General features: G+C 70.2%; 19 protein-coding genes. 10 read left to right on the plus strand and 9 right to left on the minus strand.

The window, feature by feature from the left end; genetic code table 11:
• Positions 1 to 11: 11 nt before the first annotated feature.
• Positions 12 to 551: a MarR family winged helix-turn-helix transcriptional regulator gene (locus ACW14X_RS19430; RefSeq protein ID WP_160027069.1), complete on the minus strand. Its 540-nt coding sequence runs from the start codon at positions 549 to 551 to the stop codon at positions 12 to 14.
• A 70-nt stretch (positions 552 to 621) separates the two neighbouring features.
• Here ACW14X_RS19430 and ACW14X_RS19435 point away from each other — a divergent pair, with 70 nt between their 5' ends.
• Positions 622 to 1,872, plus strand: a complete 1,251-nt coding sequence (locus ACW14X_RS19435) for an MFS transporter (protein WP_457162998.1) — start codon at positions 622 to 624, stop codon at positions 1,870 to 1,872.
• Here ACW14X_RS19435 and ACW14X_RS19440 read toward each other — a convergent pair.
• The 5 genes from ACW14X_RS19440 to ACW14X_RS19460 all read right to left on the minus strand — a co-directional run bounded on the left by ACW14X_RS19440 (position 1,869) and on the right by ACW14X_RS19460 (position 6,255).
• Complete coding sequence (locus ACW14X_RS19440; protein WP_457162999.1) at positions 1,869 to 2,477, minus strand: HAD-IA family hydrolase; 609 nt, start codon at positions 2,475 to 2,477, stop codon at positions 1,869 to 1,871. The two genes, ACW14X_RS19435 and ACW14X_RS19440, sit on opposite strands and share 4 nt — an antisense overlap.
• Before the next feature lie 91 nt (positions 2,478 to 2,568).
• On the minus strand, positions 2,569 to 3,873 hold the full coding sequence (locus ACW14X_RS19445; protein ID WP_160027084.1) for a citrate synthase: 1,305 nt from the start codon (positions 3,871 to 3,873) through the stop codon (positions 2,569 to 2,571).
• A gap of 69 nt (positions 3,874 to 3,942) precedes the next feature.
• Positions 3,943 to 4,134, minus strand: a complete 192-nt coding sequence (locus ACW14X_RS19450) for a hypothetical protein (protein ID WP_160027086.1) — start codon at positions 4,132 to 4,134, stop codon at positions 3,943 to 3,945.
• 35 nt (positions 4,135 to 4,169) lie between these two features.
• Positions 4,170 to 5,198: a helix-turn-helix domain-containing protein gene (locus tag ACW14X_RS19455; protein ID WP_160027088.1), complete on the minus strand. Its 1,029-nt coding sequence runs from the start codon at positions 5,196 to 5,198 to the stop codon at positions 4,170 to 4,172.
• A gap of 52 nt (positions 5,199 to 5,250) precedes the next feature.
• Positions 5,251 to 6,255 carry an alpha/beta hydrolase gene (locus ACW14X_RS19460; RefSeq protein ID WP_160027090.1) on the minus strand — a complete coding sequence of 335 codons (1,005 nt, stop codon included), beginning with the start codon at positions 6,253 to 6,255 and terminating at the stop codon, positions 5,251 to 5,253.
• A 173-nt stretch (positions 6,256 to 6,428) separates the two neighbouring features.
• Here ACW14X_RS19460 and hrpA point away from each other — a divergent pair, with 173 nt between their 5' ends.
• From hrpA to ACW14X_RS19480, 4 genes are all read left to right on the plus strand, one after another.
• Entirely contained in the window at positions 6,429 to 10,301 is a 3,873-nt protein-coding gene (hrpA, locus tag ACW14X_RS19465; RefSeq protein WP_457163000.1) for an ATP-dependent RNA helicase HrpA, read from the plus strand.
• A 39-nt stretch (positions 10,302 to 10,340) separates the two neighbouring features.
• The gene (locus tag ACW14X_RS19470; RefSeq protein WP_160027094.1) at positions 10,341 to 10,937 is read left to right on the plus strand and encodes a hypothetical protein; all 597 of its coding nucleotides are present in this window, start codon (positions 10,341 to 10,343) and stop codon (positions 10,935 to 10,937) included.
• Between the two features lie 240 nt (positions 10,938 to 11,177).
• Positions 11,178 to 11,588 carry a type II toxin-antitoxin system PemK/MazF family toxin gene (locus ACW14X_RS19475; RefSeq protein WP_350715211.1) on the plus strand — a complete coding sequence of 137 codons (411 nt, stop codon included), beginning with the start codon at positions 11,178 to 11,180 and terminating at the stop codon, positions 11,586 to 11,588.
• Positions 11,589 to 11,742: 154 nt separating this feature from the next.
• Positions 11,743 to 13,074 (plus strand): ABC transporter substrate-binding protein, encoded by a 1,332-nt coding sequence (locus ACW14X_RS19480; RefSeq protein WP_457163001.1) that lies wholly within the window; start codon positions 11,743 to 11,745, stop codon positions 13,072 to 13,074.
• A gap of 86 nt (positions 13,075 to 13,160) precedes the next feature.
• Here ACW14X_RS19480 and ACW14X_RS19485 read toward each other — a convergent pair whose 3' ends face one another.
• Both ACW14X_RS19485 and ACW14X_RS19490 read right to left on the minus strand, forming a co-directional pair.
• Positions 13,161 to 14,447: a ribonuclease D gene (locus ACW14X_RS19485; RefSeq protein ID WP_350715212.1), complete on the minus strand. Its 1,287-nt coding sequence runs from the start codon at positions 14,445 to 14,447 to the stop codon at positions 13,161 to 13,163.
• A gap of 58 nt (positions 14,448 to 14,505) precedes the next feature.
• Entirely contained in the window at positions 14,506 to 15,144 is a 639-nt protein-coding gene (locus ACW14X_RS19490) for a DUF3000 domain-containing protein (RefSeq protein ID WP_160027100.1), read from the minus strand.
• Between the two features lie 70 nt (positions 15,145 to 15,214).
• On the opposite strand from ACW14X_RS19490, the gene hemE reads away from it, so the two are divergent.
• On the plus strand, positions 15,215 to 16,297 hold the full coding sequence (hemE, locus tag ACW14X_RS19495) for a uroporphyrinogen decarboxylase (RefSeq protein ID WP_457163002.1): 1,083 nt from the start codon (positions 15,215 to 15,217) through the stop codon (positions 16,295 to 16,297).
• Here hemE and ACW14X_RS19500 read toward each other — a convergent pair.
• Complete coding sequence (locus ACW14X_RS19500; protein WP_160027104.1) at positions 16,276 to 17,205, minus strand: LysR family transcriptional regulator; 930 nt, start codon at positions 17,203 to 17,205, stop codon at positions 16,276 to 16,278. The genes hemE and ACW14X_RS19500 overlap by 22 nt on opposite strands.
• A 145-nt stretch (positions 17,206 to 17,350) precedes the next feature.
• Between ACW14X_RS19500 and ACW14X_RS19505 the strand changes: the two genes are divergently transcribed.
• The 4 genes from ACW14X_RS19505 to ACW14X_RS19520 all read left to right on the plus strand — a co-directional run bounded on the left by ACW14X_RS19505 (position 17,351) and on the right by ACW14X_RS19520 (position 22,249).
• The gene (locus ACW14X_RS19505) at positions 17,351 to 18,592 is read left to right on the plus strand and encodes an acyl-CoA dehydrogenase family protein (RefSeq protein WP_457163003.1); all 1,242 of its coding nucleotides are present in this window, start codon (positions 17,351 to 17,353) and stop codon (positions 18,590 to 18,592) included.
• Between the two features lie 161 nt (positions 18,593 to 18,753).
• The gene (sfnG, locus tag ACW14X_RS19510) at positions 18,754 to 19,860 is read left to right on the plus strand and encodes a dimethylsulfone monooxygenase SfnG (RefSeq protein ID WP_457163004.1); all 1,107 of its coding nucleotides are present in this window, start codon (positions 18,754 to 18,756) and stop codon (positions 19,858 to 19,860) included.
• Entirely contained in the window at positions 19,857 to 21,065 is a 1,209-nt protein-coding gene (locus ACW14X_RS19515) for an SfnB family sulfur acquisition oxidoreductase (protein WP_457163005.1), read from the plus strand. Before sfnG ends, ACW14X_RS19515 begins: the two co-directional genes overlap by 4 nt.
• A 35-nt stretch (positions 21,066 to 21,100) precedes the next feature.
• Positions 21,101 to 22,249 carry an LLM class flavin-dependent oxidoreductase gene (locus ACW14X_RS19520; RefSeq protein WP_160027112.1) on the plus strand — a complete coding sequence of 383 codons (1,149 nt, stop codon included), beginning with the start codon at positions 21,101 to 21,103 and terminating at the stop codon, positions 22,247 to 22,249.
• The last annotated feature ends 5 nt before the right edge of the window (positions 22,250 to 22,254 follow it).

The following is a 22,254-nucleotide window of genomic DNA, read 5'->3' on the forward strand; positions in this document are numbered from 1 at the left end:
TCCGCGCAGCCCTACTCGGCCTCGATCCGCAGGGTCACCTGCTTGAGCAGAGCCGCCAGCTCCGTACGCCGCTCCGGGCTCAGCGTCTCCAGCAGTCTGGTCTCGGCCTCGCCCCGCAGGTCCATCGCCCGTCGCCAGATCTCGATGCCGGCCTTGGTCGCCTCGACGCTGATCTTGCGACGGTCCTCCACCGAGGCCGTACGCCGCACCCACCCGGCCTTCTCCATGCTGTCGAGCCGGCCCGTCATCCCGGCCGGGCTGATCCCCAGATCCTTCGCGAGCGTCGTGGGGGAGGCGTGTCCGGGGGTGTCACGGATCATCAGCTCGTGCAGTGTCATGTACTCGAAGTCGGCGAGCCCGACCGCGCTCGCCGCGTCGGCACGAGCGTCGTTGAAGAACTTCGAGATGCGGCCGATGCGTACGGTGATCGCCTCGATCTCGTCGTCGAAGTCGATGTCGATCCAGTGGTCACGCCAGCGGGCGACGTGACGGTCTGCAGCGTCTTCGTTGAGGTCGCCGTCGAACGTGTCGGAGGGTCTCGGGTCGGACATGGCTCGACCTTACCCTTCGCTCGCTGATAATTCGTTGACGAATAATTCGTCGGCGAAGTATTTTGGGATCATGACAGCCACGACCGAACCGCCGAGCCCGACACCGACCCAGCGTCGGTCGCCGTTGAGGCACCGCAACTTCCGCCGGCTCGTGACCGGGACGGCGGCTTCGTCGCTGGGCAACGCGATCACGCCGATCGCGCTGGCGTTCGCGGTGCTCGACCTCGGCGGGACCGTCACCCAGCTCGGCATCGTGGAGGCTGTCTTCGCGACCTGCCAGGTGGTGACCACGCTGGCCGGGGGAGTGCTCGGCGACCGGGTCTCGCGCAAGCTCATGATGGAGGGCACGGCGGCGATCAGCGCCGTGGTGACCGGTGCGCTGGCTGCGACGGTGATCCTCGGGATCGCGACGATCCCGTCGATCGCGGTGATGGGCGGGCTCGCGGGCATCGTCGCCGCGCTCAACCAGCCCTCCGCGATGGCGATGACCAAGGTCGTCGTGCCCGCGGAGGATCTCGGCGCCGCCGTCTCTCTCCGGTCGCTGCTGCAGACCACCGCCTCGACCATCGGCTACGCCCTCGGCGGGGTGCTCGTCGCGGCCGTCGGTCCCGGCTGGGCGATCACGGTCGACGCGCTCACCTTCGCCGTCGCGGCCGTCGCGTACGCCGGCATGCGGGTGCCCCATGAGCGCCCGCCCCACAAGGCGTCGATGCTCGGCGACCTGGCCGAGGGCTTCCGCGAGGTGATGCGGCACTCGTGGCTGTGGTTCCTCATCCTGCAGGCGCTGCTCTACCACCTGTTCTGGTCGGGGGCGCACAGCGTGCTCGGCCCGATCGTGGTCGGCGAGGGCATCGGCCGGGCGTCGTGGGGCTTCGCGCTCGCCGCCCTGATGGCGGGCTTCTTCGTCGGCGGCCTGTTCTGCCTGAGGTTCCGCCCGCGCCGGCTGCTCTCGGTGGGCGTGTTCTTCCTCGCGATGACCGGTCTCTTCCCGATCTCGATGGCGGTCTCCGACACGCTCTGGCCGATCCTCCTGGGCGCGTTCCTGCACGGGTTCGGTCTGCAGGTCTTCGACATCTTCTGGCAGATCGCGATCCAGCAGGAGATCCCCGAGGAGAAGCTCTCCCGGGTCTACTCCTTCGACATCGTCGGCTCGTTCGTCGCCCGCCCCGTGGGGCTCGCGCTCGTCGGCCCGGTCGCTGTCGCGGTGGGCTTCGACACCTGGCTGCTCGTGGTCGCCGCGGTGATCTCCGGCAGTGCCCTGCTGTCGTTCTCCTTCGCGGGCGTACGCCGTCTGGAGCGCGCGCCCGACCAGGCCCCCTAGAGCGGGAGGCCGAGCGCGACCAGGTCCTTGCGGAGCCTCTCGGCCCCGGTGAACTGGATCGCGTGCATGCCCAGCGCCGCGGCGGCGGCCACGTTGGCGACGCTGTCGTCGATGAACACCAGCCGGTCCAAGGGCTTCCCGGCGCGCTCGGCGACGAGCCGGTAGATCGCCGGGTCGGGCTTGGCCAGGCGCACCTCGCCGGAGACGACGACGTCGCCGAGCAGCTCGATCACGTCGTACGTCGCCGGGGCATGCGGATAGAGCTCGGCCGACCAGTTGGTCAGTCCGAGCTGGGGGACCCCGGCCGCGGCGAGCTCGCGGACCATCTCATGGGTGCCGGGGACCGGGCCGAGCAAGGAGAGCGGGAAGTTGTCGACGTACGCCGCTCCGGCCGCGAGCCACTCGGGCGCCGCCTCCTCGAGCACAGTGAGCGCCTGGGCCCAGGTGCGGCCGGCGTCCTGGACGTGGTTCCACGACCCGAAGTCGAAGGACTCCATGAACCTGCGGGCATCGGCGTCCCCGACTCCGGCCGCGATCGCCGGGAGCGGGTCCCAGCGGATCAGGACGTTCCCGAAATCCCAGACAACCCCGTCAACGTTAGTCATGTCTCTCCTCGCGCTGCTCGTCTCGAGTCGGCGCAAATCCGTCCTCGCTTCGCTCCGGGCGGTTTGCGCCGACTCGAGCCTGGCTAAGCGCTCACGCCCAACGAACGTCGCGCGGGACGAAGGTGAGTCCGCGCTCGCCGGTGTAGATCTGCTTCGGACGGGCGATCTTCTGCTCCTTGTCCTGGACGAGCTCCAGCCACTGGGAGAGCCAGCCCGGCGTACGCCCGATGGCGAACAGCACGGTGAACATCTCCGGCGGGAACTCCAGGGCCTCGTAGATCAGGCCGGAGTAGAAGTCGACGTTCGGGTAGAGCTTGCGCTTGACGAAGTACTCGTCCTCCAGCGCGATCTTCTCCAGCTCCATCGCGATGTTGAGCAGCGGGTTGGTGCCCGTGACCTCGAAGACGTTGAGCGCCTGCTGCTTGATGATCGTCGCGCGCGGGTCGTAGTTCTTGTAGACCCGGTGGCCGAAGCCCATCAGCCGCTCGTTGCCGGCCTTGACGCCCTCGATGAAGGCGGGGATGTTCTCCACCTTGCCGATGCGGCGCAGCATCCGGAGCACGGCCTCGTTGGCGCCGCCGTGGAGCGGGCCGAAGAGGGCGCCGACGCCGGCAGCCACCGAGGAGTAGGGGTCGACCTGGGTCGAGCCCACGCTGCGGACGGCGTTGGCCGAGGCGTTCTGCTCGTGGTCGGCGTGCAGGATGAAGAGCGTGTCGAGCGCCTTCTCGATGCGGTCGTCCGAGGCGTACTTGCTCTCGCTCATCTTGAAGAGCATGGAGAGGAAGTTGCCGGTGTAGGACAGGTCGTTGTCCGGGTAGACGTACGGCTTGCCCTGCGCGTGCCGGAACGCCCACGCGCCCAGCGTCGGCATCTTGGCGATCAGCCGGATGATCTGCAGGCGACGGTTGTCGGGGTCGGAGATGTTCGCGGCGTCCGGGTAGAACGTCGACATCGCACCGACCGACGCCATGAGCATGCCCATCGGGTGGGCGTCATAGCGGAAGCCCTGCATGAACTCCTTGATGTTCTCGTGCACGAACGTGTGGAAGGTGATCTCGTGCACCCACGCGTCGTACTCCTCCTTGGTCGGCAGTGCGCCGTGGACCAGGAGATAGGAGACCTCCAAGAAGCTCGACTTCTCGGCGAGCTGTTCGATGGGGTAGCCCCGATACTCGAGCACGCCCTTGTCACCGTCGATATAGGTGACGGAAGATCGGCAGGAAGCGGTGTTGACGAAGCCGGGGTCATAGACGGCCAGGCCAGGACCTTCTTCCTGGGTGGCCGGGTCAGCGGCCTTGATCTTCCCCAGGTCGGCGGCGCGGATGGTGCCGTCGGTGATCGGGATGTCGTACTCCACCCCGGTGCGGTTGTCACGCACTGTTAGAGATTCGGTCACGATCAGCAACGGTAACCCTCTTGAAATCCCCTACGTAACTCGGCGTCCCACCCATTGGCCGATTTCGACTCAGAGTCGGAACCTGTCCCGCGCCGGTTTGGTGTCGCTGGATGGCTCGTCGTCGCCGAACCGGGTCAGCGCATCGCGCAGCCGATGGAGGTCGAGAGCGGTCTGCACCGACCGCTCGTTAAGGGTGTCGTCCTCTCCTCGGAGCGCACGCAGCGCATCCTGGACCTCGGTCTCGGTCGGCTCCCCGGTCATGGGGACATAATCTAGGTGCCCGGACCAAGACCCGCCTAGTGCGGATCGCCCACGATCTGCTGTTCGGTGCCGTGGGCCACACGCCACAGCAGCAGCGTGACCGCCGCGCGCTGCCGTCCACGCCCCTTGGTGGGCGCGTAGCCGAGCTGTCCACTCAGCCAGGTCAGCCGCTCCTGCAGCGTCGAATGGTGCACATGGAGCATCGCGGCCGACTGCCTCAGACTCGGCTGGTCGAGCACCGCGTGGAGGGTGTCCACGACCCACGGATGCCCGGCGAGCAGCTCATCCAGACGTCGTACGTCATCCACGCCCGCGGCCTCGTCGGCGCTGATCCGCTCGGCGATGGCGGCAAGTGCCCCGAGGTCGTCGTAGCGGACCATCGCGGGCGCGAGACCGCCGACGTCGGCGGCCAGCCGGAGGGCCGTACGTGCCTGCTCCAGCGCGGCCGGCAGCTGCAGCGGGTCGGGGGCGACGGCGGCCCCCGCGCGGACGCCCTCCGGGATGGTGGGCGTGCCGGGAAGCAGCGCGACCACCACGGCGCCGACGGTGCTGATCAGCGTCGCCCGCAGGTGGGCCGAGGTGCTCAGCACGACCGTCACGGGGCCGCTCAGGCCGAGCCGGGCGACCGCGTCGCGTCGGTCGGTGTCGGTCGCGTCGGGGTCGCACGCGATCCTGACCAGCCCGCTCGTCGAGGGATCGGACGAGCCCGTGCTGAGCGCCTGCAGGGCGCGGGCGGCACGCTCGAGGATGAGCGCGTCGAGCGGGCCGTCGCCCCCGGTGCGCTCGAGCCAGAGCCAGGAGCCGGGCTGCCCGGGGATCGGCTCGTGGCGCCAGCCGCCCTCAGCCTCACCGGCCAGCGCGCGGCCGTCGGCCGCGAACCGCTTGACCAGGCCCCGCGCAGCGTCGTGGAGTCCCGCGGGGGAGCCGGCCAGCGCCGCCGCGGCGCGCACGACCGCGGCGGTCGACGTCCGCTCGTCTACGAGCCGGTCGAAGTGGTCGATGACGCGCAGCGCACTGGCCGTGTCGTCATCGACCACCTCGAGCTTGCCGATCAGATCTCGCACCTGGAACCTCCCCCCGCCACTATCGCCCACGGGACGCGAGCGGGCCAGGGGATCAGGCCTCGAGCGCTCTGCGGATGAACTCCTCACGCGCCGCGACCGAGGCGCGGGAGAGCGCCGTGTGAGCGGCCATCAGGTCGAACCCGTGGAATCCGCCGCCCCACATGTGGAGGTCGACGCTGACACCGGCCTCGGACAGCCGGCGCGCGTAGGTCAGCGTCTCGTCGCGGAACGACTCCGCCGAGCCGGTGTCGATGTAGGTCCGCGGAAGGCCGGTGAGGTCCTCGGCACGTGCCGGCGCGGCGTACGGCGAGACGTCCGGGCCGCCGCGGCGCTCGCCGAGCAGCGCCGTCCAGCCGAACAGGTTGGAGTTGCGGTCCCAGACCCCCTCCTCGTCGAGCATGCGGCTGCTGTGGGTCTCGAAGCGGTCGTCGAGCATCGGGCAGATGAGGATCTGGTGGCTCAGCCGCGGGAAGGCCCGGTCCCTGGCGAGCAGGGCCGTACCGGCGGCGAGACCCCCACCGGCGCTGGCGCCCGCGATGATGATGCGCTCGGGGTCGATGCCGAGCTCCGCGGCGTTCTTCGCCGTCCAGACGAGGCCGGCGTAGCAGTCCTCCACGGGAGCCGGGTCCGGGTGCTCGGGTGCGAGGCGGTACTCGACGGAGACCACCACGGCGTTGCCCTCGGCCACCTGCGGCAGGAAGGTCTCCACGCCGAAGCTTCGGTCGCCGACCACCATCCCGCCGCCGTGGGTGTGGTAGACCGCCGGGCGCGGGGCGCCCTCGGCGGTGGGCCTCAGGATCAGCAGGGTGATGTCCGGAGCGCCCTCGGGGCCGGGAACCTGCCGCTCCTCGACCTGGACCGCGCCGCCGACGGTCAGGTCGACCGGGTCCATGCCGGGGAAGCCCTCGGCGGTCTGCTGCCGCACCGCGTCGAGGTTCTCCGCGGTGAAGGTCGGGAGGGCCTGGCGTACCGCCTCGAGGACCGGCACGAGCTCGGGATCGAACGGCGGTCGGACGGGGGTCTCGGGGAAGATCTGGTCGGCGGTCTGCTCGGTCATGGGGGTGCTCCTTCGGTGAACGGGGGTGGATCCAGCCTCCTCCCGGCGCCGCCGGTCACGGTACCCGGCCTGTGGCGGGAATCACATCGGCTGCCCCCGCCATCCGGCGGGCCGGGCTCTGCGAGAAACCGATGTGCGGTCGAGGGGTACGCCGGGGGAGAATGGGTGACCTCATGTCCTCCGACCAGCCTGCCGCCGTCTCCGTGGCGATCACCTACCCTGCCGAGCTCCCGGTCACCCAGCGCCGCGAGGACATCGCCGCGGCCATCCGTGACCACCAGGTCGTGATCGTCGCCGGTGAGACCGGCTCGGGGAAGACGACGCAGCTGCCCAAGATCTGCCTGGAGCTCGGGCGCGGGTCGGCCGGCCTGATCGGGCACACCCAGCCGCGCCGGATCGCGGCACGCTCGGTGGCCGAGCGGATCGCGTCCGAGCTGGGCACCGAGCTCGGGGACCTGGTCGGCTATCAGGTGCGGTTCATGGACAAGTCCTCGGCGGCCTCGCGGATCAAGCTGATGACCGACGGCATCCTGCTCGCCGAGCTGCAGCGCGACCGCGACCTGCGCCGCTACGACACGATCATCATCGACGAGGCCCACGAGCGGTCGCTCAACATCGACTTCCTGCTGGGCTACCTGCGCCGGCTGCTGCCGCGGCGTCCCGATCTCAAGCTGATCATCACCTCGGCGACGATCGACCCGGAGCGGTTCGCGGCCCACTTCTCCGACGTGAAGACGGGCGAGCCCGCGCCGATCATCGAGGTCTCCGGCCGCACCTACCCGGTCGAGGTCCGCTACCGGCCGCTGATGGAGCTCTCCCAGGAGGACGAGGAGGGCGAGGTCGTCGTCCGCGACCAGACCGAGGCCATCGTCGACGCGGTCAAGGAGCTCTCCGCCGAAGGGCCCGGAGACGTCCTCGTCTTCCTGCCCGGTGAGCGCGAGATCCGGGACGCAGCCGATGCTCTGGGCGACGCGCTCGGGCTGAACAAGGGTCGCTCCGGAACGGGTCTCGTCGAGATCGTCCCGTTGTTCTCCCGGTTGTCGGCCGCCGACCAGCACCGCGTCTTCTCGCCCCACACCGGCCGCCGGATCGTGCTCGCGACCAACGTCGCCGAGACCTCGCTGACGGTCCCCGGGATCAAGTACGTCGTCGACACCGGTGTCGCCCGCATCTCGCGCTACTCCGCCCGCACCAAGGTGCAGCGGCTGCCCATCGAGCCGATCTCGCAGGCATCGGCCAACCAGCGGTCGGGACGTACGGGCCGGGTCGAGGCGGGCATCGCGATCCGGCTCTACTCCGAGGAGGACTATCTCGGACGGCCCGAGTTCACCGATCCGGAGATCCTGCGCACCAACCTGGCCTCGGTCATCCTGCAGATGGCCTCCCTCGGGCTGGGGGACATCGCCCGGTTCCCGTTCGTGGAGGCGCCGGACCGGCGCAACATCACCGCCGGCGTACAGCTGCTCGAGGAGCTCGGCGCGATGCGGGGGCAGCGGCTGACCAAGCTGGGCCGGCGACTGGCCAGGCTGCCGATCGACCCGCGGCTGGCCCGGATGGTGCTCGAGGCCGAGCGGCTCGGGTGCGTACGCGATGTCATCGTCGTCGCCGCCGCGCTCTCGCTCCAGGACCCGCGTGAGCGGCCGGGGCAGGACCACCCCAAGGAGCAGGCGCAGGCAGACCAGCTGCACGCGCGATTCAAGGACGAGACCTCCGACTTCCTCACCTGGCTCAACCTGTGGCGCTACCTCAAGCAGCAGCAGCACGAGCTCTCCTCCAGCGCGTTCCGGCGGCTGTGCAAGCGGGAGTTCCTGCACTACGTACGCGTCCGGGAGTGGCAGGACCTGGAGTCGCAGCTGCGCCAGGTGTGCCGGGAGATGAAGATCGACCTCGGCAAGGGACACCGCGACGTCATCGAAGCCGGCGCAGACGCAGGCGAGAACAAGGTCGCTTACGACGCCGACGGGATCCATCAAGCGCTGCTCTCCGGGCTGCTCTCGCACATCGGGGCGCTGGAAGAACGTGACAAGAAGGCAGAGGCCGCGGCAGGACGGGACCGACGTCGGCCCGGCCCCCGGGAGTACGAGGGTGCCCGCGGCGCGAAGTTCGCGATCTTCCCCGGGTCGGCGCTGCACCGGAAGAACCCGCAGTTCGTGATGTCCGCCGAGCTCGTCGAGACCTCCCGGCTCTGGGCCCGGCAGAACGCCTCGATCAAGCCGGAGTGGGCCGAGAGCCTCGGCCGCGACCTGGTCAAACGCACCTACTCCGAGCCGCACTGGTCGCAGAAGCGGGCCTCGGTGATGGCCCGGGAGAAGGTGACCCTCTACGGGGTCCCGCTGGTCGCCGACCGTCCGGTCGCCTTCGGCAAGATCGACCCCGAGCTGAGCCGGGAGCTCTTCATCCGGCATGCGTTGGTCTACGGAGAGTGGCGTACGAATCACCGCTTCCTCCGCGACAACGCGAAGCTCGTGGAGGAGGCCGAGGAGCTCGAGCACCGCGCCCGGCGCCGCGACATCGTGGTCGACGAGCACGCGCTCTTCGACTTCTACGACCGCCGGCTGCCGGCCTCCATCGTCTCCGGGGCCCACTTCGACCAGTGGTGGAAGCAGGCCCGGCGAGAGACGCCCGACCTGCTCACCTTCGAGCTGTCGATGCTCACCAACGACGCCGCCGGTGAGGTGACCGAGAGCGACTTCCCGGCCGAGTGGGACGCAGGACCGCTCACGTTCTCGCTGAGCTACCACTTCGAGCCGGGTGCGGCCGATGACGGACTGACGATCGACGTACCCGTCGCCACGCTCAACCGTGTCGGCGCCGACGACTTCTCCTGGCTGGTGCCGGGGCTGCGCGAGGAGCTGGTGACCGCGCTGATCCGGTCGCTTCCCAAGCCGCTGCGGGTCAGCTTCGTGCCGGCCCCCGACAAGGCGCGCGCCTTCCTGAAGGAGACCCCGCCGGGGGAGGAGCCGCTGCTGACCGCGCTGGAGCGCTGGGCGCGCTCGACCGCGGGCGTACACATCCCTCGTGAGGCCTGGGACTGGGCCAAGGTGCCCGAGCATCTGCGGCCGACCTACCGAGTCGTCGGCGAGGACGGCAAGGAGACCGCGAAGGGCAAGGACCTCGACGCGCTCAAGGCGCCGCTCGAGGGCGAGTTCAAGGCGGCCATCGCCGAGGTCGCGGCGTCGGCCGGTCACACCCGCACCGGCGAGACGAGCTGGGTCTTCGGGGACATCGCCACCACGGTGACCGAGAAGCGTGCCGGTCATGAGGTCACGGTCTTCCCGTGCCTCTCCGACGAGGGCACGACGGTCGGTCTCGTCGTCGCCGGATCCGCTGAGGAGGCCGAGGCGAGGCATCGTCTCGGCGTCGTACGCCTGCTGCTCCTGGCGCTGCCCGATGTCACCAAGCAGGTCGTCGACGGGCTCTCCACCATGGAGAAGCTCGCGCTGGCCGGATCCCCCTACCCGAGCGCCGCCGAGCTCGTCGAGGACTGCCGCGCCGCCGTCGTCCGCCAGCTGGTCGATGCCCGTCCGCTGCCGCGGACGCAGGAGGCGTACGCCGCCGTCCTGGCCGCCGCGGGCACGCCGGCCGACCTGGTCGCGGCCGTCCGTGCGGTCCTGGCCGACGTGATGCGGGCGCTCGAGGCGTATCGCGAGACCGACAAGGCGCTCTCCGGGCGGGCCGACATGTTCCAGCTCCCGGCGCTGACCGACATGAAGGACCAGCTCGCCCGGCTGGTGCACCGTGGGTTCGTCGCGGAGGCGGGTGCTCAGCAGATCAGGCGGTATCCGACCTATCTGAAGGCCATCGTCGAACGCCGCCGCAAGCTCGACGCCGACCTGCGCGCCGACCGGACGACCCACGAACGGATCGCATCGCTCCAGGACGCCTACCTGCACCAGATCGAGGCGCTGGCCGAGGGACGGCCGCCCGGTCCGCGGCTGCGGCAGGTGCGGTGGATGCTCGAGGAGTACCGCGTCCAGCTCTGGGCCCAGCATCTCGGCACCGCCGAGAAGGTCTCCGACGCGCGGATCCGGAAGCTGCTCGGGTAGCGCTGTTACATGCGTGCGGCGGCCGCTACGCTCAATCCGATGTCCAGAGAGTTCCATTCGCCGATGCGTCCCGGGGACGGCTTCTTCGACTCCCTCCTCGGGGGCGACGACCCTGCCCTGGTGCAGGAGGCGGCCGACGCGGCGGCGACGGCGCTCGTACGTGGCGCGCGGGACAGCGACGACCCGGCGGTCGCCGAGCGGATCCTCCATCTGGCCGAGTCCGAGGGCATCGAGACGATCGCCGAGGTCTGGTCGAGCTCGCCGGCGGAGTCGCTGGCCGGGTGCCTGTGGCGCCTCTACCTGCTCCGCAGCTGGGTCTACGCCGACCCGGTGGGCGCCGCGCGCGAGTTCGAGGCCGGCCGGGCGAAGGCCCAGGTCGCGCAGGTCGTGGCCGGTGTCGCGGACCCTCCCGGCCCGGAGGAGCTCAAGGCGATGGTCGACGAGGTGCTGCGCGGCATCGCCGGCAGCGACTTCGCCGTGGTGCTCCTCCGCGCCGCCGCGTTCTCCCGCGTCATCGCCGCCGGGCGGGCGGCCCTGGACCCGGACGCGGCCGCGAAGGACGTACGCAACATGCTGCAGCTCTCCGAACAGCTCGAGGCGGCGGGGCATGCCGAGCTCGAGCAGCGGTTGATCTGACTGCAGAGAAGCAGCCCGTAGCGATAGGTTGTAGCCTCCTGTTCGCTTTGATGCGGAGGAGGTTGGGCGCACCGTTACACTGGTGCCGAACACGTCGGGCTGCGGCAGCCCCGGGTCCCAACTTCAGCCGCTTCGAGCGGCCTTGCGCCGTGAGGCGCTCCCGGTCCGGCGTGTTCATCATCTTTTTCGGTGCACCTCGGCTGGGTGGCCATGACGCCAGCCACCGACCAAGGAGCCGTAGTGACCGACACCCAGCCCGCAGCGCGCGAGGGCGCCATCTCCTACGAGCCCGAGATCGGTGACGGCAACGCCGACCCGGGTGAGGTCGTGTGGGGCTGGGTGCCCTACGAGGACGACGAGACCCAGGGCAAGGACCGGCCCGTTCTCGTGATCGGCCAGAAGGCCGGCGTACTCCTGTGCCTGATGCTGACCAGCAAGGACCACGACCGCGACGAGGCGCAGGAGGCGCGGCACGGGCGGCACTGGATGGATGTCGGCACCGGCGGCTGGGACCGCCAGGGGCGGCCGTCCGAGGTGCGGCTGGACCGGCTGATCCGGATGGACCCCGCAGACGTACGCCGTGAGGGCGATGTGCTGGCCAAGGAAATCTTCGATGATGTGATCAAGGCCGCACGCGATCACCTCGCCTGAGCCGGTCCCCCGGGGCGCATTCTCAGGAAGTGTCCAGGTACGTATCGTAAAGTGAATCGCTGGTAAACCGGGTCTGTGGTTGCATCACAGACCCGGTCCTGGTGTTGAGATGGAGGAAATGGTGCGGCGCACGCGGCTGGCAACGGCGCTTCTGGTGACGGTTCTCTCGGCGTCCCTCGCCGCTTGCGGTGGTGGTGACCCGGCCTCCAAGCCCTCGCCGAGCACCACGACGAAGGCCCCTGCCGAGGTGAAGCTCGTCTTCGGGGTCTCCGGCCACAAGACGCTGGTCGACACCTACAAGCAGCTGGCCGCCGAATACACCCAAGAGGTCCCCAACGTCACCGTCGAGGTGAAGTCCTGGCCGACCGCCGACCAGCTCACAGCGGCGGTCAACAGCGGCGAGAAGGTCGACGTGGTGCTCACCCCGCGTGCCGACGTCGCCGCGTTCGCCGAGGACAAGCGGATCCAGCCCGTCGACACCCTGCTCGAGGCCCGCAACGTCGACTTCGGCGACAAGTACTCCCGCGAGGCGATGGAGGACTTCTCCGTCGAACGCCGCCTCGAGTGCATGCCCTACTCCGTCTCGCCGCAGGTCGTCTACGTCAACACCGGGCTGCTCGACTTCGACGCCATGAAGGAGGAGGGCCTGCCCACCCCCAGCGTGCGGGCCGACGGCTCCCTGCGTGGCTGGACCCTCGAGCAGTTCAGCTCGGCGATGACGTACGCCGCCGAGCACCACAAGGGTGTCCGGGGCACCTACGTCGAGCAGAACCTCTCCGCGCTGATGCCCTGGCTCGCCGGCGCCGGCGCGACCCTCTTCGACGAGCCGCTGGCTCCGACGTCCACCGCGCTGGAGGACTCGGCCGGGGCGTACGAGGAGCTGGTCGAGGCTCTGACCCAGCCCAACGTGCTGGCCACCGCGAAGGACCTCAACGGCCGCACCCCGTTCCAGGCCTTCAAGCAGGGTCGCCTGGTGGCGCTGGTCGGTGACCGTTCGCTGGTCTCGGACCTGCGCGCGACCGACGCGATGGAGTGGGACGTGATGCCGATGCCGGGTGGCAACGGCACCACCGGCGACTACGCCGGACTGTGCATGGGCTCGGAGACCGCCGACCCCGACGCCACCGCCGACTTCCTCACCTACCTCATCTCGACCGAGTCGGTCGTGAAGATGGTCCGCACCGGCCACTTCGTGCCGGTCAACTCCGAGGTCGGCTACGCGCCGGTCTTCACCCAGCCCGAGCGCAACCCCAAGAACGCCCGGATCTTCACCGACACCGTGCGCGACATGCAGGTCCTCCCCGAGGCCACCCAGCTCGCCCAGCTCCAGAAGGTCGCCGCCGTCGCGGTCCGAGGCTCCTTCGCGGTCACCGAGCCCGACCAGATCGAGGACTACGCGGTCCAGATCGACGAGCTCTCCAAGACCGTCTTCCCCCAGCCCACGCCGGCGGCCTCCCCGTCCCCCTCGATCTCGCCCAGCTCCTAGCTGCCGAGGCGTCACCCCCGTCGCCCGGGCCGTCACGGCGATGCCAGCTCGGCCGTCCTGGGTGACGGCTCGGCCGGGCGTACGGGTCAGGGCTCGATGTCCGCGTGGAGGACGGCGTCGGTGAGGAGCGGGGCGGTGAGGGCGATCTGCCAGCCGCGAGCGCCGAAGCCGGAGAGGAGCTCGATGATGCCGTCGAGCAGAGCGCCGGGGTCGCGGGTCTTCGGCGGCGTCCACATGGCGCGGCGCAGGAAGTCGGGAGTGAGCAGGTTCTCGGCGGGGAGGTTGCGGGCCTCGGCGAGGGCGTTGACGGACTCGCGCGCCAGCGTGAGACGACGGGCGGCTGCGGGATCCTTGTCGGCCCACGCACGCGGCGGGGGAGGACCCTCGGAGCGCGGCGACCGCACCGGGAGCTCGTCCTCGTCCATGGTGACCGCGCGGTTGAGCGCCTTCACCCAGGAGGTCGCGTAGCGTTCGGCGCCACGGCCGTGGAACCCCTTCAGCCCGAGCAGAGCGGCCTTGTCCTGCGGGAGATCCTGCGCGGCGGCGACGATCGCGGCATCGGGAATGATCCGGCTCGGGGTGACGTCACGCTGCTGCGCGATCCGGTCGCGCTCGGTCCACAGCTCACGCACCGCGGCGAGCCCGCGGCGGCCGCGGACGCGGTGCATGCCGGAGGTGCGTCGCCAGGCATCCGTACGCACCGGCGCCTCGAACCCGCGCAGCCAGTCGAACTCCTGGCGGGCCCAGGCCTCCTTGCCCTGTGCGACGAGCTCGTCGGCCAGCGCGTCGCGCAGCTCGACGAGCACTTCGACGTCGAGCGCGGCGTACTCGAGCCAGGCGTCCGGCAGCGGCCGGGTCGACCAGTCGGCCGCGGAGTGCTCCTTGAGCATGGTGAAGCCCAGCACCGTCTCGACCAGGGTGCCGAGCCCGACGCGCGGATATCCCAGCAGCCGCCCCGCGAGCTCGGTGTCGAACAGGGCGGAGGGGTGCAGGCCGAGGTCGCTGAGACAGGGGAGGTCCTGGGTGGCGGCGTGCAGGATCCACTCGGTGCCCTCGAGCGCGTCGACCAGCGGCTGCATCGTGGACAGCTCGATCGGGTCGATCAGCCAGATCCCGGAGCCTTCGCGGCGCAGCTGGATCAGGTACGCACGGTTGGAGTAGCGGTAGCCGGAGGCGCGCTCGGCGTCGATCCCGACCGGACCCGAGCCGGCGGCGATGGCAGCGGCGGCCTTGACCAGGCCTTCGTCGGTGTCGGTCACCGGAGGCAACCCGTCGCGCAGGGTCAGCAGCGGCGCCGGAGCATCTTCTGGTGTGTCCGGCCCTGTCTCGGCCTCGGTGTTGTCCTCGATCACGCCGCCACCTCCGTCGCGCATGCGCCATGATACGGACGCGGCGGCGTGTTGGCCCGATGGGTCACTCGCTGACGTTCGATCACACGCCTCGCTGCCCTCGCCGGCTCGGTATGACGGTGACGCCCTCCGGCACCGGAGGAAGTCCCGCGGCCGTGCAGAGCAGTTCGCCCCATGCCTCGGTGTGTGGTCGCAGGTCCAGGTCGCCCGAGGCCGTCCCCACCGGCGTCCAGGAGGCGCGGATCTCGATCTGCGCGGTGCCGTCCTCATCGGCCATCCCGCCGTAGGCCTCGGTGGCGACGCGGGTCACGGTGCCGGCGGCGGCGACGTGCTCGGCGCCGTGACCGGAGAGCGCGTCGAGGAGCCAGGACCAGCCGACCTCACCGAGCAGCGGGTCGCTGATGTGCTCGACGTCGATGTCGGCCCGTGCGTACGCCACCAGCCGGAAAGTGCCGGGCAGTCCGTGCACCGTGCCCCAGGCATCGTTGCCGTCGGGGTCGTGCAGCAGGATCAGCCGTCCGGTCGCCACGTCGACGTCGCCGACGGTCACCTCGGCGGACAGCGCCGCGGCGTACGGAGCGATCCGCTGGGGCGCCGGCATCTCCTCGGCCAGCACCTCGGGTCTGAAGGTCGCGGCGCGCATCCCTTCCGCGGCGGACCGGAACACGGCAGGACCGGTCTCCGGTCCCGCGGCGGGACGCGACTCTCCACGGACGACCATGTGAACAGGGTATGTCTTCTGCGCGATTCGCGATGTGCGTACACGCCGCGCCGGGTGGGACCATTGCCGAGTGGCTGCCGTGAACCCTCCTGAGAACCCCTCCGACGCGCTCGCGTCGTCCCCGTTCCTGCAGGCGCTCAGGGGAGAGAAGCCGAGCCGTACGCCGGTGTGGTTCATGCGCCAGGCCGGCCGTTCGCTGCCCGAATATCTCAAGGTCCGCGAGGGCATCGGCATGCTGGAGTCCTGCCAGGACGCCGACCTGATCACCGAGATCACCCTGCAGCCCGTACGCCGCTACGGGGTCGACGCGGCCATCTTCTTCTCCGACATCGTGCTGCCGCTGAAGGCGGTCGGGGTCGACCTCGACATCAAGCCCGGAGTCGGCCCGGTGATCGCGAAACCGGTGCGCACGCTGGCCGACGTGGAGGCGATCCCGGACCTGACCCCGGAGCACGTCACCTACATCACCGAGGCCGTCCAGAACCTGGTCGGCGAGCTCGGAGGCATCAACGGCGGCACCCCGCTGATCGGCTTCGCCGGCGCCCCGTTCACCGTCGCCTCCTACCTGGTCGAGGGCGGCCCCTCGAAGGAGTACGCCAAGACCAAGGCGCTCATGTTCGGTGCCCCCGACGTGTGGGACGCCCTGATGCGCAAGATCGCCGGTATCTCCGGCGCGTTCCTGGAGGTCCAGGTCCGCGCGGGTGCCTCCGCGGTGCAGCTCTTCGACTCCTGGGCCGGCGCCTGCACGCCCGCCGACTACGAGCGCCACGTGCTGCCGTACTCCGCCCAGGTGTTGACCCGGATCGGCGAGCTCGGTGTCCCGCGGATCCACTTCGGCGTCAACTCCGCCATGCTCCTTCCGCTGATGGGCAGCGCCGGTGCTGAGGTCGTCGGTGTCGACTGGCGTACGCCGCTTGACTGGGCGATCGGCCAGCTCGGCGACGACTTCGGCGTCCAGGGCAACCTCGACCCCGCCCTCGTCTTCGCGCCCACCGAGGTGATGCTCGAGCAGGCCGGGAAGATCCTCGAGACCGGGCGGCGCGCCAAGGGCCACGTCTTCAACCTCGGCCACGGCGTCATCCCGACCACCGACCCCGACCAGCTCGCCCGGCTCACCGAGTTCGTGCAGAGCTACGAGCCGGCCGAGGGCTGAGACCGAGAGCGCTGAGAGCGGGCAGCCGTCTCGGCGAGCAGGTCCAGGAGGCTGCGCGCCCCCGAGGTCGTACGTGCGTTGTGCCGTCGCGCCGCGACCATCGTCACCCGGGAGCGGTCCCCGGCGAGGGGGCGTACGGTGATGTGCCCGCCCGTCTCGCGCGGGTCGCCGACGACGCTGTAGTCGGGCAGCAGGGTCAGCCCGAGGCCCTCGCCGACCATCATCTTGCCCATCTCGGCGCCGTCGGTGGCGTGCCAGTGGTGAGGAAGGTCGCGACCGAAGACGCGGTGGGCGAAGCGATACATCAGGTAGCCCGAGCGCATGCCGACGAACGGCTCCTCGCGGAGCTCCTCGACGGTGATCTCGTCGCGGGACGCGAGGGGGTGGCCGGCGGGCAGCACCACGATCGGCCGTCCGTGGAGAAGCACGGTGCCCTCGACCGTCGGCGGCAGATCGTCGCCGTCGAGCAGGTTGACCAGGCCGATGTCGATGGTGCCCTCGGCGAGGGCGAGATAGATGTCCTCCTGCACCATGGTGCGCACCTCGACGCTCGTGCGCGGGTGCTCGTCGGCGAATCTCCGCAACGTCGGTAGCAGCACGGTCGAGGTGCCGGCGTGGACCGTGCCGACCCGCACCGAGCTGACCCCGGCACTCTGGTCGCCGGCGGCCAGGCGGAGGCGGTCGACGGCCTCCAGGACGTCGGACATGGAGTGCAGCAGCTCCTGGCCCTCGCGGCTGATCCGGGCCCCGGCGCGGCGTCGGTCGAGCAGGGTCACGCCGAGCTCGCGCTCGAGCTTGGTGATCGCCTCGCTCAGGGCGGGCTGGGAGATGTGGAGCTGCTCGCTCGCGCGGCGCAGCGAGCCGTACTGGGTCACGGCTGCGATGTACTCCAGCTGCTCGATCCTCACGCTGTCCTCTCGTCGGTCGGTGATCGGTCATCCCGAGCGGGTGATCGGTGATCGCTGGCGTCCAGCCTCTCTCACACCGTCCATTCTCAAGTAACTTGGTCGATTAAAGACAGAAACATCCACGACGCAAGACTGAGAGGGCGCGATGACAACCGAAGCTGTACGCAACGCCGCGGAGTTCGGCGCGGCACCCACGACTCCGGAGGGCTGGGTCGACCGTGCCCGCGAGGTGGCCACCAGGCTCTCCGTGGACGCGGTCGCCCGCGACCGGGCCAACCAGGTCCCGACCTACGAGGTGAACCTGCTCAAGGAGAGCGGCCTGGTCACTCTGCTCGGCCCTGCTGAGCACGGCGGTGCCGGCCAGGACTGGACGACCGCGCTGCGCGTGGTCCGGGCGGTCGCGGCGGGCGACGGCTCGATCGGGCAGCTGCTCGGCTACCACTACCTGTGGGCCTGGGCGGCGCGGCTGGTCGGCACCCCGGAGCAGATCGCCGCCGTCGAGCAGCTCTACACCGAGAACAACTTCTTCTTCGGCGGCGCGGTCAACCCGCGCGACGACGACCTGGTGATCAGGGTCGAGGGCGACGAGCTCGTCTTCACCGGCCGCAAGTCGTTCTCGACCGGCGGGCGGATCTCCGACCTGACCGTTCTCGAGGGGGTCATCGAAGGCACCGAGAAGCATGTCTTCGCGATCGTCCCGACCCAGCAGGAGGCGATCGTCTTCGCCGGCGACTGGGACAACCTGGGCCAGCGGCTCACCGAGTCCGGCGCTGTCGAGATCAACGGCGTGCGCGTCCCCTGGGAGTCGGCGGCCGGCTATGCGAAGCAGGAGGACGGGACGTACGAGTTCGTCCCGCGGGTCTACAACACCCTCAACGTGCCGATCATCCAGCTCATCTTCACCAACTTCTACCTCGGGATCGCGGAGGGCGCCCTGACGACCGCGGCGACCTACACCCGCGACACGACCCGCGCCTGGCCCTACGCCGGAGACGTCAAGGAGAAGGGGAGCGAGGAGTTCTACATCCAGGAGACCTACGGCGACCTGACCTCGAAGCTGTGGGCGGCCCAGGCACTGGCTGAGCGGGCGGCCGGCCTGATCGAGGCCATCAACGCGCACGCCGACGAGGTCACCGAGCAGGAGCGCGGCGAGGCGGCGGTCGTGATCGCCGCGGCCAAGCAGGTCGCGATCGACGCCGGCCTGGAGATCGGCACCAAGGTCTACGACCTGACCGGTGCCAGGGCGACCTCCAACAAGGTCGGCCTGGACATCTTCTGGCGCAACATCCGCACCCACTCGCTGCACGACCCGGTCGCGCACAAGCGGGCCGAGGTGGGCCGCTACGCGCTGCTCGGCGAGATCCCCGCGCCGACCTGGTACACGTGAGCCGCCTGCGGTGATCAGTAGGGCCTCTCGCCTTCTCGCCGCCTGATAGGCCACGCCTATCACGGGATCGGGTCTTCCGGTGGTCCACATCGGAAGATCCGGTCCCGTCTTCTGTTTAATCGGATAAGTTTAGTAGACATTAGCGATCCAAGGAGACCAGCATGACTTCACCGGCAACCGAGCCCCTGAAGTTCGCCTACTGGGTGCCCAACGTCAGCGGCGGCCTCGTGGTGAGCAAGATCGAGCAGCGCACCGACTGGAGCTACGACTACAACAAGAAGCTCGCGCAGCTGGCCGAGAACAACGGCTTCGAGTACGCCCTGTCCCAGGTGCGCTACATGGCCTCCTACGGTGCGGCCTACCAGCACGAGTCCACCTCGTTCTCCCTCGCGCTGCTGCTGGCCACCGAGCGGCTCAAGGTGATCGCCGCCGTCCACCCGGGACTGTGGCAGCCCGGCGTACTCGCCAAGTTCCTGGCCACCGCCGACCACCTCTCCGGCGGCCGCGCGGCCGTCAACGTGGTCAGCGGCTGGTTCAAGAACGAGTTCACCCAGCTCGGCGAGCCGTGGCTCGAGCACGGCGAGCGCTACCGCCGCTCGGAGGAGTTCATCCGCTACCTCCGCGAGATCTGGACGAGTGAGGCCGCCGAGCTCAACGGCGACTTCTACCGGCTGCACGACTTCGACCTGAAGCCGAAGCCGCTGGCCAGCGAGGGCCGTCCGCACCCGGAGATCTTCCAGGGCGGCAACTCCTCCGACGCCAAGGCGATGGCCGGCCGCGTCTCGGACTGGTACTTCGCCAACGGCAACACCCCCGAGGGCCTCGCCGCGCAGATCGCCGACGTCAACGCGGTCGCCGGGCCGCTGGGACGGCGGGTCCGGTTCGGGATCAACGGCTTCATCGTGGCCCGCGACACCGAGAAGGAGGCTCGCGACACCCTCCGGGAGATCATCGACAAGGCCGACCGTGAGGCCGTCGAGGGCTTCGGGTCGGCGGTCAAGCAGGCCGGGCAGTCGACCGGCGACAAGACCGGGATGTGGCAGGACTCCACCTTCGAGGACCTGGTGCAGTACAACGACGGCTTCCGGACCGGGCTGATCGGCACGCCCGAGCAGGTCGCCGAGCGGATCGTCGAGCTCAAGCGGGCCGGCGCCGACCTGGTCCTCGGCGGCTTCCTGCACTACCTCGAGGACGTGGAGTACTTCGGTCAGCGCGTCCTGCCGATCGTGCGCGAGCTCGAGGCGCAGCAGCTGGAGTCCGTGGCTTGAGCACGACGGAGATCGCCCGGCTCGACGCCGAGACCGCGCCGCTGGTGGCGCGGCGGCTGGCCGACGAGCTCGCGCTCGGCGACGGCGGACGCGACCGGGTCAGGGCGCTGCCCTACGACCAGGTCAAGGCGTACGCCGCCGCCGGGCTCGGCGCGCTCACCGTCCCTCTCGAGTTCGGTGGGCCTGCGCTGCCCGCCACGACCGTGGCGGAGGTGTTCCGGCTGGTCTCGTGGGGCGATCCCAACGTCGGCCAGGTCCCGCACAGCCACTTCGTCTTCCTCAACCAGCTCCGGCTGAACGGCACCCGCGAGCAGCAGCAGCGGATCTACAGCGAGGTGCGGGCCGGGGCGCTGGTCGCCAACGCGCAGTCGGAGTTCGGGACCAAGCACGTGCGCGACATCAGGACCACCCTCACGCCTGCCCGGGACGAGGGGGAGTGGCTGCTGAACGGCGAGAAGTTCTACTGCACCGGCTCGCTCTTCGCCGACTATCTCGCCGTGCTCGCGCGGCGTGACGTCGACGGGCCGCTGCAGGTGGCCTGGGTCCGCACCGAGACTCCCGGCGTCGAGATCGTCGACGACTGGGACGCCGTGGGGCAGCGTACGACCGGGTCCGGCACGGTGCGCCTCACCGACGTCGCCGTGGCCGAGGAGTGGGTGACGCCGTTCTCCGTCACGTTCGACGTGCCGACGACCTACGGCGCCTTCGCCCAGCTGCTGCACGCGGCCATCGATGCCGGCATCGCCCGGCGCGCGCTGGACGAGGCCTCCGAGTTCGTACGCACGAAGTCCCGCCCCTACGCCGACGCCGTCGCGCTCGCCGGCGCCGAGACGGCCGCACAGGACCCGCTGGTCGTCCAGGCCTTCGGCGAGATGGAGCTGGCCGTACGCAGCGCCGAGGCGCTCCTCGCCGAGGCGGCGCGACGCGTGGACGAGGCCGACGCCGACCTCACCGAGGCGTCGGCCGCCGAGGCGAGCCTGGCCGTGGCGGCCGCCCGCGCGTCGACCGCGAAGGTGTCGGTCGACGTCACCAGCCGGCTGCTCGAGGTCTCTGGCACCCGGGCGGCTCTGACGTCGACCAACCTCGACCGCCACTGGCGCAACGCACGCACCCACACGCTCCACGACCCGGCCGCCTGGAAGGTCCAGCACCTCGGGCGCTGGGCCGTCGACGGCACCCGGCCGCCGCGCCACGGACAGATCTGACACCCCCACCACATCCCACTCGAAAGGCAGCAGCGATGAGCACGCTCAAGTTCCACTGGTTCCTCCCGACCAACGGCGGCGACGGCCGTCACGTGATCGGCGGCGGTCACGGCGTCAGCGCGCTGGCGTCGGGCCGTCCGGCGACGGTGCCCTACCTCGGCCAGATCGCCCGCAGCGCCGAGCAGCTCGGTTTCGAGGCGGCGCTGACGCCGACCGGCGCGTGGTGCGAGGACGCCTGGGTGACGACCGCGATGCTCAGCTCCCTCTCGGAGCGGCTGAAGTTCCTGGTCGCGTTCCGGCCCGACTCGGTCTCGCCCTACCTGGCCGCGCAGATGGCCGGCACGTTCCAGAACCTGTCCGGGCAGCGGCTGCTCCTCAACGTCGTCACCGGAGGTGAGGACCACGAGCAGCGGATGTACGGCGACTTCCTGGCCAAGGACGAGCGGTACGAGCGGTGCGGGGAGTTCCTGCACATCGTCCGCCGGTTGTGGGCGGGGGAGACGGTGACCTTCTCCGGGAAGCATCTCTCGGTGGAGAACGCCCGGCTCGAGCAGCGGCCGACGCCGGTCCCGGACGTCTACTTCGGCGGCTCTTCGCCTGCGGCCCTGGAGGTCGCCGCCGAGCACGCCGACGTCTACCTGACCTGGGGTGAGCCGCCGGCCGCGGTCGCGGAGAAGATCGGACGCGTGCAGAAGCTCGCCGCCGACCGGGGGCGTGAGCTCCGCTTCGGGATCCGGCTGCACTCGATCGCCCGCGAGACCTCGTCTGCCGCGTGGGCCGAGGCCGACCGGCTGCTGGAGAACATCTCGGACGAGGACATCGCGCGAGTCCAGGCGGGTCTCTCCCGTAGCGTCTCGGAGGGTCAGCGGCGGATGCTGGAGCTCAACCAGGGCTCGCGCGACGGGCTCGAGGTCTACCCCAACCTGTGGGCGGGCGTCGGGCTGGTCCGTGGTGGTGCCGGGACCGCGCTGGTCGGCTCCTACACCGAGATCGCCGACCTGATCGAGGCCTACCACTCCGTCGGGATCTCCGAGTTCGTGCTCTCCGGATACCCGCACCTGGAGGAGTCGTACTGGTTCGGCGAGGGCGTCCTGCCCGAGCTCGCCCGCCGCGGCCTGTGGTCGCACCCCGCTCCTGTCGTCGGCCGAGGGGCAGCGGTGCCCTTCGGTGCCGCCGCCCAGTAGGGAGG

Source organism: Nocardioides sp. YJ-D4, assembly GCF_054031495.1.